The organism is Isoptericola luteus, assembly GCF_020297055.1.
GTDB classification, from domain to species: Bacteria; Actinomycetota; Actinomycetes; order Actinomycetales; family Cellulomonadaceae; genus Isoptericola; species Isoptericola luteus.
In genome coordinates, this window is record NZ_JAIXCQ010000002.1 from 57,772 (window position 1) to 76,269 (window position 18,498).

Annotated in this window: 15 protein-coding genes; 1 reads left to right on the top strand and 14 read right to left on the bottom strand. The window is 72.7% G+C overall.

The genetic code is table 11. The annotated features are described in order from the left end of the window. Positions 1–82 precede the first annotated feature (82 nt). From LEP48_RS03355 to fdxA, 3 genes are all read right to left on the bottom strand, one after another. A complete protein-coding gene (locus LEP48_RS03355) occupies positions 83–1,405 on the bottom strand; it encodes a citrate synthase (RefSeq protein WP_225564164.1) in 1,323 nt (440 codons plus the stop codon). A gap of 169 nt (positions 1,406–1,574) precedes the next feature. Beyond that, positions 1,575–2,726, bottom strand: coding sequence for a succinyldiaminopimelate transaminase (dapC, locus tag LEP48_RS03360; protein WP_225564166.1), 1,152 nt, complete (start codon positions 2,724–2,726; stop codon positions 1,575–1,577). Positions 2,727–2,748: 22 nt separating this feature from the next. Then, positions 2,749–3,066 carry a ferredoxin gene (fdxA, locus tag LEP48_RS03365; RefSeq protein ID WP_225564167.1) on the bottom strand — a complete coding sequence of 106 codons (318 nt, stop codon included), beginning with the start codon at positions 3,064–3,066 and terminating at the stop codon, positions 2,749–2,751. Between the two features lie 111 nt (positions 3,067–3,177). Between fdxA and LEP48_RS03370 the strand changes: the two genes are divergently transcribed. Beyond that, positions 3,178–3,459 (top strand): DUF6725 family protein, encoded by a 282-nt coding sequence (locus tag LEP48_RS03370; RefSeq protein ID WP_225564168.1) that lies wholly within the window; start codon positions 3,178–3,180, stop codon positions 3,457–3,459. Positions 3,460–3,510: 51 nt separating this feature from the next. Here the strand turns inward: LEP48_RS03370 and LEP48_RS03375 are convergent, their stop codons facing one another. The 11 genes from LEP48_RS03375 to LEP48_RS03425 form a co-directional block, all read right to left on the bottom strand. Then, positions 3,511–4,581, bottom strand: a complete 1,071-nt coding sequence (locus LEP48_RS03375; protein WP_225564169.1) for a prephenate dehydrogenase — start codon at positions 4,579–4,581, stop codon at positions 3,511–3,513. Beyond that, entirely contained in the window at positions 4,578–5,543 is a 966-nt protein-coding gene (locus LEP48_RS03380; RefSeq protein WP_225564170.1) for a prephenate dehydratase, read from the bottom strand. Before LEP48_RS03380 ends, LEP48_RS03375 begins: the two co-directional genes overlap by 4 nt. Continuing rightward, entirely contained in the window at positions 5,540–6,427 is an 888-nt protein-coding gene (locus LEP48_RS03385) for a hypothetical protein (protein ID WP_225564171.1), read from the bottom strand. The genes LEP48_RS03380 and LEP48_RS03385 overlap by 4 nt, the downstream gene beginning before the upstream one ends. Continuing rightward, positions 6,427–9,435, bottom strand: a complete 3,009-nt coding sequence (locus LEP48_RS03390) for a VanW family protein (RefSeq protein WP_225564172.1) — start codon at positions 9,433–9,435, stop codon at positions 6,427–6,429. Before LEP48_RS03390 ends, LEP48_RS03385 begins: the two co-directional genes overlap by 1 nt. Positions 9,436–9,653: 218 nt before the next feature. Continuing rightward, positions 9,654–10,058, bottom strand: coding sequence for a DUF6113 family protein (locus LEP48_RS03395; RefSeq protein WP_225564173.1), 405 nt, complete (start codon positions 10,056–10,058; stop codon positions 9,654–9,656). Further along, on the bottom strand, positions 10,055–11,026 hold the full coding sequence (locus LEP48_RS03400) for a PIG-L family deacetylase (protein ID WP_225564175.1): 972 nt from the start codon (positions 11,024–11,026) through the stop codon (positions 10,055–10,057). The genes LEP48_RS03395 and LEP48_RS03400 overlap by 4 nt, the downstream gene beginning before the upstream one ends. A gap of 14 nt (positions 11,027–11,040) precedes the next feature. Then, on the bottom strand, positions 11,041–12,951 hold the full coding sequence (typA, locus tag LEP48_RS03405; RefSeq protein ID WP_225564176.1) for a translational GTPase TypA: 1,911 nt from the start codon (positions 12,949–12,951) through the stop codon (positions 11,041–11,043). Positions 12,952–13,005: 54 nt separating this feature from the next. Continuing rightward, positions 13,006–14,748 carry a BCCT family transporter gene (locus tag LEP48_RS03410; RefSeq protein ID WP_225564178.1) on the bottom strand — a complete coding sequence of 581 codons (1,743 nt, stop codon included), beginning with the start codon at positions 14,746–14,748 and terminating at the stop codon, positions 13,006–13,008. 108 nt (positions 14,749–14,856) lie between these two features. Next, positions 14,857–16,605, bottom strand: coding sequence for a dipeptide ABC transporter ATP-binding protein (locus tag LEP48_RS03415; RefSeq protein ID WP_225564180.1), 1,749 nt, complete (start codon positions 16,603–16,605; stop codon positions 14,857–14,859). Then, entirely contained in the window at positions 16,602–17,579 is a 978-nt protein-coding gene (locus LEP48_RS03420) for an ABC transporter permease (RefSeq protein WP_225564182.1), read from the bottom strand. Before LEP48_RS03420 ends, LEP48_RS03415 begins: the two co-directional genes overlap by 4 nt. Next, positions 17,572–18,498: an ABC transporter permease gene (locus LEP48_RS03425; RefSeq protein WP_225564183.1), complete on the bottom strand. Its 927-nt coding sequence runs from the start codon at positions 18,496–18,498 to the stop codon at positions 17,572–17,574. Before LEP48_RS03425 ends, LEP48_RS03420 begins: the two co-directional genes overlap by 8 nt.

The window sequence follows — 18,498 nt, forward strand, 5'->3', positions numbered from 1 at the left end:
ACGACAGACGCCGAAGGGGTCAGGATCTCGACGCGAGATCCTGACCCCTTTGGTGAGCAGCGGGCGACGGTGGCCGGGGCCGTCAGCGGCCGGAGACCGGCACGTAGTCGCGCGCCGTCGGGCCGGTGTAGACCTGGCGCGGACGGCCGATCTTGGTCTGCGGGTCGTTGCGCATCTCGCGCCACTGGGCGATCCAGCCCGGCATGCGGCCGAGCGCGAACAGCGGCGTGAACATCGTCGGCGAGAAGCCCATGGCCTTGTAGATGAGGCCCGTGTAGAAGTCGACGTTCGGGTAGAGCTTGCGCTCCACGAAGTAGTCGTCGGACAACGCGATCTCCTCGAGGCCGCGAGCGATGTCGAGCAGCTCGTCCTTGGCGCCGAGGCTGTCGAGCACGGCGTCCGCGTGCTTCTTGACGATGGCGGCACGCGGGTCGTAGCTCTTGTACACGCGGTGCCCGAAGCCCATGAGCCGGACGCCGTCCTCCTTGTTCTTGACCTTCTTCATGAAGGTCTCGACGGAGTCGTCGCCCGCGCGGATGCTCTCGAGCATCGCGAGCACGGCCTCGTTGGCCCCGCCGTGCGACGGACCGGACAGGGCGTTGACGCCCGCCGCGACCGAGGCGTACAGGTTCGCGTTCGAGGAGCCGACGATCCGCACCGTCGACGTGGAGCAGTTCTGCTCGTGGTCGGCGTGCAGGATGAGGAGCTTGTCCATCGCGGACACGAGGACCGGGTCCGCCTCCCACTGCTCGTAGGGGCGCGAGAACGTCATGCGCAGGAAGTCGTCGACGTAGCCGCGGGCGTAGTCCGGGTACATCAGGGGCTCGTCCCGCATGGAGCGGTGCAGGTAGGACGTGATCGTGCGCACCTTCGCGAGGATCAGCACGGTCGCGAGCTCGACGGCCTCGTCGTCGGACGGGTCGAGCGACTCAGGGTAGTACGTGGCCAGCGCGTTCACGCCCGACGCGAGGACCGACATCGGGTGCCCGCCGCGCGGGAACGACGTGAGGAACGCCCGGAAGCCCTCCGGGACGAGCGTGTGCCGGTTGACCCGGTCGGTGAACGCCTCGAGCTCCGCGGCCGAGGGCAGGTCGCCGTGGATGAGCAGGTAGGCGACCTCGAGGAAGGTCGAGGAGTCCGCGAGCTGCTCGATCGGGTACCCCCGGTAGCGCAGGATGCCCTGGTCGCCGTCGATGTACGTGATCGCGGACTCGCACGACGCGGTGTTGGTGAAGCCCGGGTCCACGGTGACCATGCCGGTGTCGCGCAGCAGCGAGGACACGACGATGCCGTCGTTGCCCTCGGTCGCGGGCACCACGGGCAGCTGCCGGGTCGTGCCGTCGACGGTGAGCTCGACGGCGGCGGAGCCGGCCGGCGTACCGGCGGCAGGCTGGGTGGAGGTCATGGCTTCCTTCCCTGACGGGCTCGGCGGGACGCGACGGCGGGTTCCGGCGAACGCGTGACTCGTGACTCTGGACGGGCGGCCCGGGGCACGCCGGCCATGGCTTCCTCTAGGGCGACCACGACCTTCGGACGAACTTACCCCCCAAGACCATGGTGATCCAATCCCCGGGTCAAGCGGATGTGATGCGCACCACAGCGCGAGCCACGTCGTCGTCCGAGGCGGTGAGCGCGACCCGCACGTGCCGTTCCCCCGCGACGCCGTAGAACTCGCCCGGACCGACGAGCACACCGCGGGCGGCGAACCAGGCCGCCAGCTCGCGGGAACCCGCGCCCTCCAGGGGCGATCCGCCGGCCGGGCGGGCCCACAGGTACAGCCCGGCCTCGGAGCCGTCGACGGCGAGGCGGGCCGCGTCGAGCGCCCCGCGCAGCGCCGTCCGCCGGCGGGCGTAGACGGCCCGCTGCGCCGCGACGTGGTGGTCGTCACCCAGGGCGGCGGTCATCGCGGCCTGGACGGGGGCGGGCACGATCATGCCCAGGTGCTTGCGCGTGGCGAGCAGCCGCGCCACGAGGCCCTGGTCCCCGGCGACGAACGCCGCCCGGTAGCCGGCGACGTTGGACTGCTTCGACAGCGAGTACGCGGCCAGCAGGCCCTCGTGCGTGCCGCCGGTGACGCGCGGGTCCAGCAGGCTCGGGACCCGCGAGACGCCGCCGTCCCCGACCCAGCGCGCGTCCCACGGCAGCTCGGCGTAGCACTCGTCGCCCACGACGACGGCCCCGATCTCGCGGGCCGCGGCGACCACGCGTCGCAGGTGCGCCACGTCGGACACCGCGCCCGTCGGGTTGCCCGGCGAGTTCACCCACACGAGGCGGACGTCGGTGCGCCCCGCCCAGGCGTCGACGTCATCCGTGGCCAGCGGCGTCGCGCCCGCCAGCCGCGCCCCGACGTCGTACGTCGGGTACGCGGCGGCGGGGTGCACCACGACGTCGCCAGGGCCCAGGTGCAGCAGCGACGGCAGCAGGCCCACGAGCTCCTTGGAGCCCACGGTGGGCAGCACGGCCGCCGGGTCGACGTCCGGCACCCCCCGCCGGCGCGCGAACCAGTCCGCGACGGCCCGGCGCAGCGCGGGCGTGCCGTGCGTCAGCGGATACCCGTGCGCGTCCGACGCCCCCACGAGCGCGTCGCGGACGACGTCGGGCGTGGGGTCGACGGGGGTGCCGATCGACAGGTCCACGACCCCGTCGGGGTGCGCGCGGGCCGTGGCCCGCACGTCGTCGAGGGTGTCCCAGGGGTAGGGCAGGTGACCGAGATCGGCGAATCCCACGAGCGAGCCGGTCGTCGAGGGTTCAGGCCTGCGGGGGCAGGGCCGCGATCATGGGGTCGTCCTTCTCGATGAGCCCCATCTTCGCCGCGCCACCGGGCGAGCCCAGGTCGTCGAAGAACTCGACGTTCGCGCGGTAGTAGTCCTTCCACTCCTCGGGCACGTCGTCCTCGTAGTAGATGGCCTCCACGGGGCAGACAGGCTCGCACGCACCGCAGTCGACGCACTCGTCCGGGTGGATGTAGAGCGACCGGGAGCCCTCGTAGATGCAGTCCACGGGACACTCCTCGATGCACGCCTTGTCCTTGACGTCGACGCACGGCTGAGCGATCACGTAGGTCACTGCGGCTACCTTCCAGGTGACGAGGTGCGGCCGCCGCCGGGGCGGGGCCGCGATCTTCGACGGGCGGCGCCACGGGCGCCGTCCCTCACGGTGAACTCTAGTATCGCTGACGTGGTGACCGAGCCGAACGTCCGTCCACCGTCCGACTGGCGAGACCTGCAGGTCGGCGCACGGGTCGTCGTGCGCCGCCGGCTGCGACCCGAGGAGCAGGCCGAGGGAGCGCCGCAACGGTGGACCGACGTCGTCGGCGTCGTCGTCGCCCTGGACGGCGCGGGGCTCGACGTGCGGCCCGACCGCAGGCCGGGGCTGGAGGTCGTGCACGTCGCCGCGGCGGACGTCGAGGTGGTCAAGCCCGTCCCGCCCCGGCCTGCGCGTCGCGGGGAGCGCCACTGAGCACCACTGAGCGCCACTGCCACGAGGGCGGGTAGCGGGTCACGCTGTGGGCTACCTCACAGGGTGCGGTGGCCCCGGCCGGCGCACCAGCCGCGCGTGATCGGCGGACAGGCCCGCGACGACGTCGCCGGCCACGCACCGCTCGACCAGCCGGCCCGGCCACCCCTCGGTGAGCGGCTCGAGCCCGCCGTCGCCGGACCGACCGGGGTCATCGGGCGGGGCGGGGTCGCCGGCCCGGACCTCGTCGGCCGCGTGGAAGAACGCGTGCGGCGACCCGTTCGTCTCGAGCGCGCCGATGACGATCTCGAGGTCCCGCACCACCTTGCGCAACGCCGGGGCCACCCAGGCGGCGTTCTCGGTGACCATGGCCTCGGTCCGTCCCGGGTCGGTGCGCGCCACCCGGGTGCCGTCACGGAAGCTCCCGGCCGCGAGCCCGAGGGCGAGGTCGCGCACCGGAGCGCCCGCCACGGCGTTGAGGAGCTGGGTGGCTACGACGTGCGGCACGTGGCTGACCAGGGCGACCGCCTCGTCGTGCTGGGTGTCCGTGACGACGGCGGCCGTACCCGCCAGCGGCCCTGTGACCAGCCGCAGCACGTGGGCGAGCCGCTGGGGACTCCCCTGCTCCACGCCGTCGGGCGCCACCGTGACGGCCCAGGCGACGCCGTCGAGCAGGGCCGCGGACGACGCCTCGAACCCGCTGTGCTCCGTGCCCGACATCGGGTGGGCACCCACGTAGCGCCCGCCCAGGCCCGCCTCGCCGAGCGCCGCGCGGACGGGGCCCTTGACGCTGCCGACGTCGGTCACGGTCGGGCCGCCGTCGGGGCCGGCCGCGGCGGCCGCGTCCGCGAGCAGCGGCGCCAGCGCGCCCGCGGTCGCGTGCATGGCACGCAGCGGCACCGCCAGGACGACGAGGTCCGGGAGCGCACCGCACAGCGCGGCGAGGTCGTCGACCACCGCCAGCCGCGCCGCCCGCGCTGCCCGTCGTGTCGTCGCCGAGACGTCCGTGGCGACGACGTCGACCCCGCGCTCCGCGAGCAGCCGGGCCAGCGAGCCGCCGACGAGCCCGAGCCCGACGACGCCGACCCGTCCGACCGGGTCGGACCCGGCGCCCACCGTGCTCACCACAGCAGGCCCCGCGCGAGCGTGGCGTCGTCGTCGTCCGCGCGCACGCTGCCTGCGGGCACGTGGTCGGGCAGCACGCCGTCGAGCCCACGGCCCCCAGGCTCGGCGGGATAGGCGCCGAGCACCTTGAGCGAGTCGCCGGCGGCGAGCAGCTGCCGCAGCAGGTCCGTCACGGAAGGGTCCCAGGGGGCGGCGTCGAGCGTCACCACGAACACGTACTGGCCCTCGCGCACCTTGAGCGGCCGCTCGACGAGGCTCGACATGTTCACCCCGCGCTCCGCGAACCCGGCCGTGATGCGCGCCAGGACGCCGGGGCCCGTGACCACCGGCGTCACGGCCGCCATGGTGCGCCACGCGCGCTCCCCCTCGGCCCGCAGGGATGCCCAGCCGGCCGACGCCGCGTCGCGGCGGCTCAGCACCAGGAACCGGGTCCGCGCGCCCGCGAAGTCCTCCACCGCCGTCGCGAGGGTCTCCAGCCCGTACAGCTCGCCGCACAGCCGGGGGCCCAGGGCGACCTGATGATCGCTCAGGTCGCGGCACGCCGCGGCGTTGGACGACGCGGAGACCGGCGTGAGCCGTCGCCCCGCCACGAACCGGCTGCACTGGGCCAGGCCGTGCGGGTGGGCCGTGGCCTCCCGCAGACCGGCCGGGTCGGCGCGCCCGGGGCGCACGAACGCGTCGAACGACACGTCGAGCACCACCTCGTCGACCGCGACCACCTCGCCGCTGCCGACGAGCGCGTCGAGGGAGGGGACCACATACCCCTCGACCGAGCTCTCGATCGCGATCACGCCACGGTCCACGCGCCCGGCGGCCACGGCGTCGTGCACCTCACCCACCGTGCCCAGCGGCACGGCCGTGACCTCGTCGGCCGCGGACCCGACGCCCCTCCGTCGCGCCCAGGCCAGCACGGCCTGGTGCGTGAAGGTGCCCTCGGGGCCGAGGAACGCGACGACCGTCATACGCCGGGCCAGCGCGGGGCGAGCAGGTCGGGCCCGGGCTCCGGTCGGTCGCCCGGCAGCACCGCGAGCGTGCGGTGCGCGACCCCCCGCGCGTCGAGCTCGGCGACCAGGGAGTCGAGGATCTCCACCCGCGGGCAGCGGAAGGAGGTGAAGAACACGTGCGGCCCGAGCGTCGACGGGTGGCTGCGCAGGTGCTGCAGGTCCACCCCGGCGTCGGAGAGCACGGCGAGGGTGCCCTGCAGGGAGCCCCGGTGGTCGTCGGACGGACCGACGGCGAGCCAGACCTGTGCCGGCGCGTCGAAGGCCGGCCACCGGTCCCGCGGCTCCAGCAGCCCGTACCAGACCGGGCCGCGCTCGCCCAGGCGTGCGCTGCCCGGCAGCTCGGCCCAGCCCGCCGGGACGCGCTCCCGCTCGACCACGAGGGACCCCGTGGGCCCGGCAAGCCGCGCCCGCTCCTCGACCGACGTGCGGGTCGGCACCAGGCGAGGGCCGACCCCCATGCCGCGCAGCACCTCGCGGCAGTCGCGCAGCCCCGCCTCGTCGATCACGACCTGACCGCCGGACGCGCCGGCCGGGGCGACCCAGACCCACTGCGGAGGGACGGCGACGGCTCCCGTCACGATGAGGCTCGGGTCGCCCGCGAGGATGGCCTCCTCGAGGCCAGGCGACGGCTGCTCCGGGTGCCCGAGGTGCACGACCGCGGCGAGGTCCCCGATGCCCGCGACCGTCGCCAGCGTGTCCGTCGTCGAGCCCAGGTCCAGCAGCTCCGAGGGCTCGCCCGGCAGCCCAGCGGCCGGCGACGCCGGGGCGACCCCCGACCAGCCGGCCTGCCGCGCCGCCGCGGCGGCCTGCGTCGGCGACTCGCGCTCCGTGCGTCCGAGCATCAGTCCTCCGCGTCCTCGTCCCGCGCGCTGCCTTCGCCCCGCTCGTCGCTCTTGCCCCGGTCCCCGCCGCGGTCCGCCTTCGGCGCGTCGCAGACGACGCCGTTGTCGGGCTTGTAGGTCCACGGGTACGACTCGTCCTTGACCTTCTTGCCGTCGAGGAAGACCTGGCGGTAGTTGACGATGCGGAAGCCGTCGTTCCCCGCAGGGTAGTTCTCGCAGCTCGGGCCCGACTTGTGCACCTGGGTGGTCGGCACGACGTTGGTCTTGTCGCCCGCCCAGTACTTGACCTCGTAGTGCTTGGTCGACCAGATCTCCACGTGCAGCTCGCCGCCCGACACCCACGACCGGAGCACGGCGCCGTAAGGGGTGTCGTTCGTGAACTTCATGTCGATCGAGCCCACGTAGATCGTGGCCTCGCGCCCCGCCGGGTACCGGCTGAACCAGTAGCTGTGCTGGCGGTGGCCCGCGTCGTCGAAGCCCGCGAGGTACCCGGCGTTGTACGTGGTGGTCGCCATCTGCGAGAGCCCGCCGCCCACGGCGTCCGTGTGGATGCCGTTGTTGACGACGCCGGCCGAGTAGTAGCCGTTGCTGACCTCGATCGGGGACAGCGTGTCGACGAGCGAGAACGTCTCCCCCGGTGCGACGAGCGTGCCGGTGACCAGCTCGGCACCGCGCGCGAGGTTCTTCGTCCGGATCCGCTCGTTGGTCAGCGGCGTCGAGAAGGAGGACACGACCTCCTTGACGCCCATGTCCTCGAGCGCCTCCTTGGTGCGCTCCGGGTCACGCTCGACGAGCTCGAGCTCGACGGTCCGGTCGTCGCCGACCTCCGCCGCGGCCACGACCTTCGCGCTGGCGTCCGGGTCGAGCGTGGTACCAGGCTCCCCGCCGGCGACGACGGGCTTGCCGTCCGAGAACTCGAAGTGCGCGTCGTCCGGGTCGGTGAGCAGGTCGTTCGTCCGGTCGATGACGGCCTTGACGATCTTCTCGCCGTCGACCTCGGGCACCAGCTCGCCGTCGACCGGCGTGAACGACGTCGCGTCGGCCAGCTCGTCGGCCGGCAGCTCGGCCTTCTGGTCGCCCACGTTCACCACGACGGGACCGGAGACGACCTGCTCCGCCTGTTCCAGCGCGGCGTCCGTCTCGCCCTGGTCGATCTGCGGCTCGACCGGCTCGACCGGCAGCACGTACGGGTCGGACCGGACGAGCCAGCCCGAGGTGATGACGTCCGTCGCGGCCTCGACGACGATCGTCGAGCCCTCGACCGCGTCCGTCGCGACGGCCTCGCCGTCGCTGAACGACACGGTGCCGTCGACGGGCTCCACCTGCAGCGACTCCTCGAGACCAGCCACGGCAGCGTCGAGGGCGGCGGTGTCCACGTCGAGGACGGGGGTGATCTCCTTGCCGCCCACCATGTGCTCCCAGAGGCGCGCCGGGCTCAACGTGAACCCGGTGAGCCCGTCGACCGTCGCCGGCCCGTCGAGCGCCAGACCCGCCACCGCCGGGTCGACCGTCGTCGACGCCTCGCCGGCCTCCACCGTGAACGGCTCGGCCGCGCGCGGCCCCAGCCCCTGCTCGAGCGCCGAGACGGCCTGCTCCTCGGTGAGCCCGCCGATCTCGACGCCGGCCACCGTGGTGTCGTCCGCGACCGTGCCCGCGACGGCCCACTCGGCGCTCGCGTACATCCCCGCGAGCACGACCAGGCCGATCCCGGCCCACATCGCGACCTTCGGCACGCGGCTGGGGGCGCCGTCACCGCTGAGCCCCTCCAGAGGGGAGCCCGCGGGCGGCTCCTCGCCCCCGCCTTCCGTCGAGGCCTGGGCCGCCGTGACCAGGGGCAGGGCCTGCGTCGGCTCGCCCGCCGCCGACGGCGCGGGCACCGTCCCGATCACACGCTGCTCGTACGCACGCACCGCCGGCTGGTACGGGACCTCGGGGCCCGTCGCCACCGGTTCCACGGGCGTTGCCCGGTTGGTCGGCGCGGCCGGCTCGGACGCGGCCGGCACGCCGGGCCGTTGTGCGGGCGGCATCGCCGGTTGCGCGGACGACGGCGTGGGCTCGGCGGACCCGGCCACCTGTGCGGACGCGGGAGACTGCGCCGACGCGGCGGACCCGGCCACCTGTGCGGAAGCGGACGACTGCGCGGACGCAGGCGACTGCGTCGGGCTGGCCGTCGGTGCCGGTGCCGCCGGCTGCTGCTCGGGTACGTAGGGCCGAGACTGCGGCTCTGGCTGAGGCTGAGGCACCACACGAACGGTCGAGGATGCGGGCACGCCGGCGTCGGCAGGACGGGCGGGCTCGGCGGGCTGGGCGGGGGTCGTCGTCGACCGCTGCTCGGTCGCGGCGGGCCTGGACGGCGGTGCGACCCTCTCCGGCTGCGGCGTCTGCGGCTGCGGCTGCGGCTGCGGCTGCGGCTGCGGCGACTCGGGCCGAGCCTGCGGAATACCGCGGACCATCGGAGGCGCAGGAGCGCTGGGCTCGCTGGGCTCGCTGGGTGCGCTGGGCGCGCTGGCCTCGGCGGGCTTGCCCGACGCGCCCTGAGAGGGTGCGGCGGAAGCCTGCGGGACCACGGGCTCGGCCGGCTTCCCGGCACCCTTCGCCGCAGGCTCTCCCGGCTGCGATGGCTCGCGCGACTCCGCGGGCTTGGAGGGCTCGGACCCCGCGGGCTCGGCCGACTCCGCAGCCCTGGTCGACTCCGCAGCCTGGGCAGGCTTGACCGGCTCCACAGGCTTGGCAGCCTCGGCAGGCTTGACCGGCTCCACAGGCTTGACAGCCTCGGCAGGCTTGACCGGCTCCACAGGCTTGGCCGGTTCGGCAGGCTGCTGGCGAAGCGCCGGCGGGAGCGCGACGGGCGCCGGCTTCTCGGGCGGCGCGGCAGGCGTGCCGGACGCGTCGCCCTGCTGTGGTGTGGCGGCCTCACCGGTGGCGGGCTGCTGCTGGGGCTCGGCAGCGCTGCCGGGCTGATCGGTCGTCGGCTCGGGCGCAGGCTCACGCTCGGTCGGGTGACCCATGGACGACTCCGTGGAGGGCTCGAGGTCAGGGCGCGGTCCGCCCCGGAAGGACAGGGAGAGCGGGGCTCGGCCCGCCTGCAGGATCCTACTCGGGCACGGCAGCAGCCTTGGGCATCTGCCGGGGTGAAAGTGACAAATCGGGCCACCCTTCGCACAGGTTCGCCATCATTGGACCAACACCCTCCACAGGCCCGTCACACTGCCGGGCCCCGGCACCGTCACGCGGCGACGTCGGCGAACCAGCGGCGGGGCAGGAACGCCGTCACGGCGAACAGGACCAGGCCGCCGTACGTCCACACGAGGCCGACCGTCTGCGCGGGGACCAGGACGTCGCCGCCCGGGCCCTCCACGGACAGCATCTGCACCGCCACGACCCACCCGACACCGCTGGCGAGGAGGGTGCTCATGCCCGCCCACGCCCGGCACAGGACCGCCGCCGACAGGGTGATCGCGAGGGCGAGGACGATCCCGACCGGCAGGTCACCCCACTCGGCCCGGTGCGCGACGGTGCCCAGGACCCCGATGGTCACGCCGAGCAGCGCGGCGAGCGGCACGCGACCGACCACCGGCAGGAGGCGCCGGGGCGGCTGCGACGTGGGTCGAGCGGGCGTCGTGGAGGTCATCGCGGCGAGCCTACCCGGGCGCGACGCACGTAGGTCTCGCGCACACCGATCGGTGCGAGCACCGCGTTGCTCAGGGCATACCGCCCGAGCAGCACCGGCCCGTCCCCGTCGTCGGCCGCGCACGCCGCCACGTGCTGGACCTGCGTGGCGTGTGCGCGCATGGCCGCCAGGAGCGCGTCCAGGACGGGCGCGACCTCGATCCGCACGATCTGCCGGCCGGCGAGCTCGACGGCCCGCTTCGCCACGGGCGGCAGCGGGCCTGCCGCGTCGGGAAGGTCGAGTCCTTCCACGGTCGCGAGGCGCCGCACGGCGGGGTCCGCGGCGAGGGCGCGCCTCGCGGCACGCGCCTCGCTCTCGGGCACCACGGCCTCCCAGAGCTCGGCCGTCCACGGGTCCCCCGGCAGGGCCGCGCCGCCGTTCGCCGCGAGCTCGAGGGCCCGCGCGGCGACGTCGTGGGTGCGCACGTGGTCAGGGTGCCCGTACCCGCCGCCGGGCTCGTAGGTGGCGACGACGTCGGGGCGCCAGGCGCGGACCACGGCGGCGAGCCGGCGGGCGGACTCGTCCAGCGGCACCCGGGAGAACGCCGTCGCGGGGGCGTCGTCAGCGGGGCCGGCCACACCCGGGCTCACCCACGACATCCCGGAGTCCTCGAGCCGCGAGGCACCGTCACCGGCGCCCGGGGCGGGGACGGAGTCGAGGAAGAGGTGCTCGTGCACGCCCAGGGCCGCCAGCGCGCCGGCGAGCTCACGCTCCCGGTGCGCCGCCAGCGCGGGGCCGTCCCCCTCCAGCTGCCCGACGCCGGTGGGGTGCGACGGGGTGTCGATGACCTCGCCGCGCTCCCCCCGGGTGCACGTCACGACCGCCACCGGCTCGCCGGCCGCAGCCCAGGTCGCCAGCAGCGCCCCGGTCGCCAGGGTCTCGTCGTCCGGGTGTGCGTGCACGGCCAGGAGCCGCCCGCTCGGCGCCATGGCCGCGAGCGGCGTCAGCCGCGCTTCGCCCGGGCCGTCGCGCGTGCGCGCGCGGTGGCGTCCAGGGCGACCTTGCGGATGCGCACCACCTCGGGCGTCACCTCGACGCACTCGTCCTCGCGCGCGAACTCGAGCGACTCCTCGAGCGTGAGGTGGCGCGGCGGGATGAGGTTCTCGAAGTTGTCGGCGGTCGAGGACCGCATGTTCGTCAGCTTCTTCTCCTTGGTGATGTTGACGTCCATGTCCTCGTTGCGGGAGTTCTCGCCGACGATCATGCCCTCGTACACCTCCTGCGTGGGGTCGACGAAGAACGAGCCGCGCTCCTGCAGGTTGATCATGGCGAACGGCGTCACCTTGCCGGCGCGGTCGGCCACGAGGGAGCCGGTGTTGCGCGACTCGATGGGACCGTGCCACGGCTCGTAGCCCTCGGAGATCGAGGCCGCGATGCCCGTTCCGCGCGTCTCGGTCAGGAACCGCGTGCGGAACCCGATGAGGCCGCGGGCCGGCACCATGAACTCCATGCGGACCCAGCCGGTGCCGTGGTTGCTCATGGTCTCCATGCGGCCCTTGCGCTGCGCGAGGAGCTGCGTGACGGCGCCGAGGTACTCCTCGGGGACGTCGATGGTCATGCGCTCCATCGGCTCGCAGCGCTTGCCGTCGATCTCCTTGGTGACGACCTGCGGCTTGCCGACGGTCAGCTCGAAGCCCTCTCGGCGCATCTGCTCGACGAGGATCGCGAGCGCGAGCTCGCCACGGCCCTGGACCTCCCAGGCGTCCGGGCGCTCGGTGGGCAGCACCTTGAGCGAGACGTTGCCGATCAGCTCGGCGTCGAGGCGGTCCTTGACCTGGCGCGCGGTGACCTTGTGGCCCTTGCCGCCCTTGCCCGCCAGCGGGGAGGTGTTGATGCCGATGGTCATGGAGATGGCCGGGTCGTCGACCGTGATCAGCGGCAGCGGGCGCGGGTCGTCGACGTCGGTGAGGGTCTCGCCGATCATGATGTCGGCGATGCCGGCGACCGCAACGATCTCGCCGGGGCCGGCGGACTCGGTCGGGACGCGGTCGAGCGCCTTGGTCTCCAGCAGCTCGGTGACCCGGACGCTGCTCAGGGTGCCGTCGTGACGCGCCCAGGCGACCGTCTGGCCCTTGCGCAGCGTGCCGTTGAAGATGCGCAGCAGCGCGAGTCGGCCCAGGAAGGGCGACGCGTCGAGGTTGGTCACGTGGGCCTGCAGCGGCATCTCGGGGTCGAAGGTCGGCGCCGGGATGGTGTCGAGGATGGTCGCGAACAGCGGCTCGAGGTCCTCGTCCACCGGCAGCGAGCCGTCACCGGGCTGCTCGGTCGACGCGCGGCCGGCCTTGGCCGAGGCGTAGACGACGGGCACGTCGAGGATCGCGTCGAGGTCCAGGTCCGGCACCTCGTCGGCGAGGTCGCTCGCGAGCCCGAGCAGCAGGTCGGTGGTCTCCCCCACGACCTCGGTGATGCGGGCGTCCGGCCGGTCCACCTTGTTGACGACGACGATCACCGGCAGCTTCGCGGCGAGGGCCTTGCGCAGCACGAACCGCGTCTGGGGCAGCGGTCCCTCGGAGGCGTCCACGAGCAGCACGACGCCGTCGACCATCGACAGGCCGCGCTCGACCTCGCCACCGAAGTCGGCGTGGCCGGGGGTGTCGATGACGTTGATCGTGATGCCGTCGGACTCGCCCGTCGCCACCGCGGCGGGCCCGGCGTACCGGATCGCGGTGTTCTTCGCGAGGATCGTGATGCCCTTCTCGCGTTCCAGGTCACCGGAGTCCATGACGCGGTCGTCCACGTGCTGGTGCGCCGAGAAGGCGCCGGCCTGGCGCAGCATGGCGTCGACCAGCGTGGTCTTGCCGTGGTCGACGTGGGCGACGATCGCCACGTTGCGCAGGTCGGAGCGCACAGACATCAACGGATCTCATTTCATGGAGGGAGGGAGCCCGAGATCGGGCCACCGAGAATCCTACCCGCCCGGGTCCACTCCTGGGTGGTCGCCGCCCTCGATGTGATGCCCGCCACCGTCGCCGCGTTGCTCCGGGGCCGCGTCACGACCCCGCCGCCGCGGCCCGCGCCACCGCAGGGATCCCGGCGGGGCGGGCAGCACGTTCTCCCAGCGCCCCGCCAGCGTGGTGGCGACCTTCTCGGTCACGTGCTCCGTGAACTCCGCACGTGCGGCACGGCGCTCGGCGCGCAGGATCGCCCGGTGCTCGACCCGCAGCTCCTTGACGATGGACACGGCCATGCCGATGAGCACGAGGGAGAACGGCAGCGCGATGAGGATGGCCGCGGTCTGGAGCGCCGACAGCCCGCCCGCCAGGAGGAGCGCCATCGCGACGAGGCCCTCGAGGATCGCCCAGAACAGCCGGCTCCACAGCGGCGGGTTGGGGTTGCCACCGTGGGCGAGCATGTCGACGACGAACGAGCCCGAGTCCGACGACGTGACGAAGAAGATCACGACCAGCACGATGCCCGCGATCGACAGCCACGTCCCGGCCCCGGGCAGTGCGTCGAAGAGCTGGAACATGGCGGTGTCCGTGTTCACCTCGCCGGTCGCCGGGTCCAGCATGCTGCCGGGCTCGGTCATCTCCTGGCGGATCCCGGAGCCGCCGAACACGCTGAACCAGATCGTCGTGATCGCCATCGGCACCGCGAGCGTGCCGAGCACGAACTCGCGGACCGTGCGGCCTCGCGAGATCCGCGCGATGAACACGCCGACGAACGGCGCCCAGGAGATCCACCAGCCCCAGTAGAAGATCGTCCACGACGACTCCCACTCGAGGCCCTCGCCACCGCGGAACGCGAGGGTGTCGAAGGTCAGCTGAACCACGTTCGCGACGTAGTACCCGAGCGACTGCACCCACTCGCGCAGCAGGAAGAGCGTGGGACCCAGGATCAGCACCACGACGAGCACGACGCCGGCGAGCACCATGTTGCCGTTGGACAGCCACTTGATCCCCTTGGTCAGGCCCGAGGCGACGGAGAGCGTCGCGAGGGCAGTGATGGCGACGATGAGCGAGATCTGCAACACCAGCGTGGCCTCGATGCCCATGAGGTAGCCGAGGCCGTGCGCGATCTGCAGCACCCCGAGCCCCAGGGACGTCGCCACACCGAACACCGTGCCGATGATCGCCGCCACGTCGATGGCGTGGCCGACCCAGCCCTTGACCCGGTCCCCGAGCAGCGGCTCGAGCGCCCAACGGATCGAGACGGGACGTCCCTTGCGGTGGATCGCGTACGCCAGCGACAGGCCGGCGACCACGTAGATGGCCCAGGCGTGCAGGCCCCAGTGCAGGTACGTCTGCCCCATGGCGGCCTGGGCGAGCTGCGGGCCGTCGCCCGTGACCCCGGGCTTGGGGCTCACGAAGTGCGAGAGCGGCTCCGCGACGCCGTAGTAGACCAGGCCGATGCCCATCCCCGTGGCGAACAGCATCGAGAACCAGACCGGGAGCCGGAACTCCGCATCCTCGTCGTCAGGCCCGAGCACGATGTCGCCGAAGCGGCTGAGCCCCATCCAGACGGCGAAGATGACGAACGCCGCCACGATCAGCACGTAGTACCAGCCGAACACCGCGATGACCCCGGACTGCAGCGTGTTCAGCACGCTCGTCATCGCGTCGGTGGTGACCACCGCGAGCAGCACGAAGAGCAGGATGATCCCGGCCGCCGGGTAGAAGACCCCCCGGCTCAGTGTCGACGCCCGCGCCATGCCTCTCACCTTCGCCCCGCGCCGCGGGACGGGCAAACGGAGACAACGGGGCCGGTGGACGAACACGTCGTCCACCGGCCCCGTCGTCGGCCGCCGCACCAGGCTGGGTCAGCTGGCGATCTCGGCGCCCTCCAGGCCGGCGCCCGGGATGGCCGCAAGCAGGTCGCGCGTGTACTGCTCGCGCGGGTCGTCGAAGACCTGGTCGGTGGTGGCGTGCTCGACCACCTTGCCGTTCTGCATCACGACGACCTCGTCCGCGATCTGACGGACCACTGCGAGGTCGTGCGTGATGAACAGGTACGACAGGTCGAGGTCCTCCTGCAGGTCACCGAGCAGGTCGAGGATCTGCGCCTGAACCAGGACGTCGAGCGCCGAGACGGCCTCGTCCAGGACGACGACCTCCGGCTTGAGCGCCAGGGCCCGCGCGATGGCGATGCGCTGACGTTGGCCGCCCGAGAGCTCGTTCGGGAAGCGACGCATGGCCGACTGGGGCAGCGACACCATGTCCAGCAGCTCGCGCACCCGCTTCTCCCGCTGCTTCTTGCTGCCGATCCGGTGCAGCAGGAGCGGCTCCTCGATGGAGCGGAAGATCGAGTACGTCGGGTCGAGCGAGCCGTACGGGTTCTGGAACACCGGCTGGATCCGGCGGCGGAACGCGAAGGCCGCCTTCGGGGACAGCTCGGCGATGTTCTTGCCGTCGAACTCGACCGCGCCCGAGGTCGGGTCGAGCAGGCCCAGCACCATGTTGGCGGCCGTGGACTTCCCGGAGCCCGACTCGCCCACGAGGGCGAGGGTGTGCCCGCGCTTGAGCGAGAAGCTCACGTCGTCGACCGCGGTGAAGTCCGTCGACGCGCCCGGGCGCCCACCACGGATGCTGAACACCTTGGTGAGGTTGCGGGCCACGACGATGTCCGAGCCCTTGCCGCCCCTGGTCGGCGCGTGGAGCTTTGAGCTGTTCTGGCCCCGCTCGTGCGCCACCTGGATCCGTCGCGAGGCGAGCGACGGCGCCGAGGCGACGAGCCGCTTCGTGTACGGGTGCTGGGGGTCCGCCAGGATCTGGCGAGCCGGGCCCGACTCCACGACGCGCCCCTTGAACATCACGACGAGGTGCTCGGCGCGCTCGGCGGCCAGGCCCAGGTCGTGCGTGATGAACAGGACGGCCGTGCCGAGCTCCTGCGTCAGCACGTCGAGGTGGTCGAGGATCTGCCGCTGCACCGTGACGTCGAGCGCCGAGGTGGGCTCGTCGGCGATGAGCAGCTTGGGCCGAGCCGCCAGTCCGATGGCGATGAGCGAGCGCTGCCGCATGCCGCCGGAGAACTCGTGGGGGTACTGCCGGGCGCGGCGTGCCGCGTCGGGCAGGCCGGCCTCGGCGAGCAGCCCCGCGACCCGCTCCTTGCGGTCCGCCTTGCTGCCCTCGAAGCCGTTCGCCCGCAGCGCCTCGTCGATCTGGGTGCCGATGCGCCAGACGGGGTTGAGGTTGGACATCGGGTCCTGCGGGACCAGGCCGATGTCGCGGCCACGGATGGCCTCCATCTCGGTGCGCGGCAGGCCGACGATCTCGCGGCCGTCGAACTTGATGCTGCCGCCCGTCACCTTGCCGGTGCCCGGCAGCAGGTCGATCACGGCGTGCGCCGTGGTCGACTTGCCCGACCCGGACTCGCCGACGATCGCGACCGACTGGCCGGGGTAGACGACGATGTCGGCGCCGCGCACGGCGTGGACCACGCCCTCCGTCGTGGTGAACGACACCTCGAGGCCGCTGATCTCCAGCAGGGGCTTGTCGGTCCCCGCCTCGTAGGCCTGGCCGTCACCACCGAGGGGCAGGTTGCCGTGGGTCACTGGGAACTGTGTCGTCATCGCTTCCGTGCCTTCGGGTCGAGGGCGTCGCGCACGACGTCGCCCATCATGAGGAAGCCGAGCACCGTCAGGGCGAGGCCACCGGCCGGGTAGAAGAGGATGTGCGGGGCGACCCGGATCGAGTTCTGCGCCCGGGCGATGTCACCGCCCCACGAGACCACGTCCGGGGGGAGCCCGATGCCCAGGAAGCTCAGGGTCGCCTCGGCCACGATGAAGGTACCCAGGGCCACGGTCGCGTAGACGATGATCGGCGCGGCCGAGTTCGGCAGCACGTGCTTGAGCAGGATGCCGCCGCGGCCCATGCCGAGTGACCTGGCCGCGGTCACGAACTCGTTGTTCTTCACGGACATCACCGTGCCGCGCGTGATGCGGGCGATCGACGTCCAGCCGAACAGCGCCAGCACGAACGCCACGGTGAACGCCGTCCGGTTCTCGGTCAGGCTCATGATGACGATGGCGGCGAGCACCAGCGGGATCGCGAAGAAGATGTCCGTCATGCGCGACAGGATCGTGTCGAACCAGCCGGCGAAGTAGCCGGCGATCGAGCCGATCGCGGTGCCGAGCACGACCACCATCGCGGTGGACAGCACGCCGACGACGACGGACGCGCGCGCGCCGTAGATCGTGCGGGCGTAGATGTCGCAGCCCTGGAAGTCGAAGCCGAACGGGTGGCCCGCCTCGGGCCCCTGCAGCGACTTGGACAGCTGGCACGACAGTCGCGGGTCCACCGACGTGAACCAGCTCGGGAACGCGGCGACGAGGATCACCGCGACGATGATCACGGCCGAGATCCAGAACATGGGCCGCCGGCGCATGTCGCGCCAGGCGTCGTGCCACATGCTCGACGGCGCGTCCGAGTCGCGGACGGCGTCGATGGCGCCGAGCCCGCCCTCGTCGAAGGGTGCGGCGAAGTGCTCCTGCCCGCGTCGGGGGGCTCTGCCGCCAGGAACGGTCTGGTAACGGTTCTCAGGCATAACGGATCCTCGGATCGAGCGCGGCGTACAGGAGGTCGACGAGCAGGTTTGCTGCGATGTAGACGATCACCAGCACGGTGGTCAACGAGACGACGGTGACGCTCTCTCCACGCTGGATCGCGTTGAAGAGCGTTCCACCGACACCGTTGATGTTGAAGATGCCCTCCGTGACGATCGCGCCGCCCATGAGGTTGCCGAGGTCGGCGCCGAGGAAGGTCACGACGGGGATGAGCGAGTTGCGCAGCACGTGGCGCCCGGTCACCTGGGTGCGGTTGAGGCCCTTGGCCCGGGCGGTGCGCACGTAGTCGGCGCTGAGGTTCTCCCCCACGGAGGTACGCGTCAGGCGGATCACGTAGGCGAACGACGTGGCCGCGAGCACTATCGCCGGGAGGAGCAGGCTGTAGAAGTTTGGATCCCTACCGACGGTGACGGGGAACCACCCGAGCTCGACACCCAGCACGAACTGCAGCACGAAGCCGATGACGAAGGTCGGCACGGCGATGACGATCAGGCTCAGCACGAGCACGGTGCCGTCGAACCAGCCACCCTTGCGCATGCCGGCGATCAGGCCGAACAGGAGGCCCAGGACGCCCTCGATGATCAGCGCCATGACCGCGAGCTGGAAGGTGACCGGCAGCGCGCCGGCGATGACCTCCGTGATCTCACGGCCTCGGAAGTCCACGCCGAAGTTCAGCGTGAAGACGCCGCGCAGGAAGAGCAGGTACTGGACGATGAACGGCTTGTCCAGGTTGTAGCGTTCGCGGATCTCGTCCTGAACCGCTTCGGGGAGCCCACGCTCCCCGCCGAGCGCGGCCACGGGGTCACCGGGCCGCAGGAATACCAGGGCGTACAGCAGAAGCGTCGCCCCCAGGAACACAGGAATCACCTGTAGGAGCCTGCGTCCGAGATACCAGAGCAT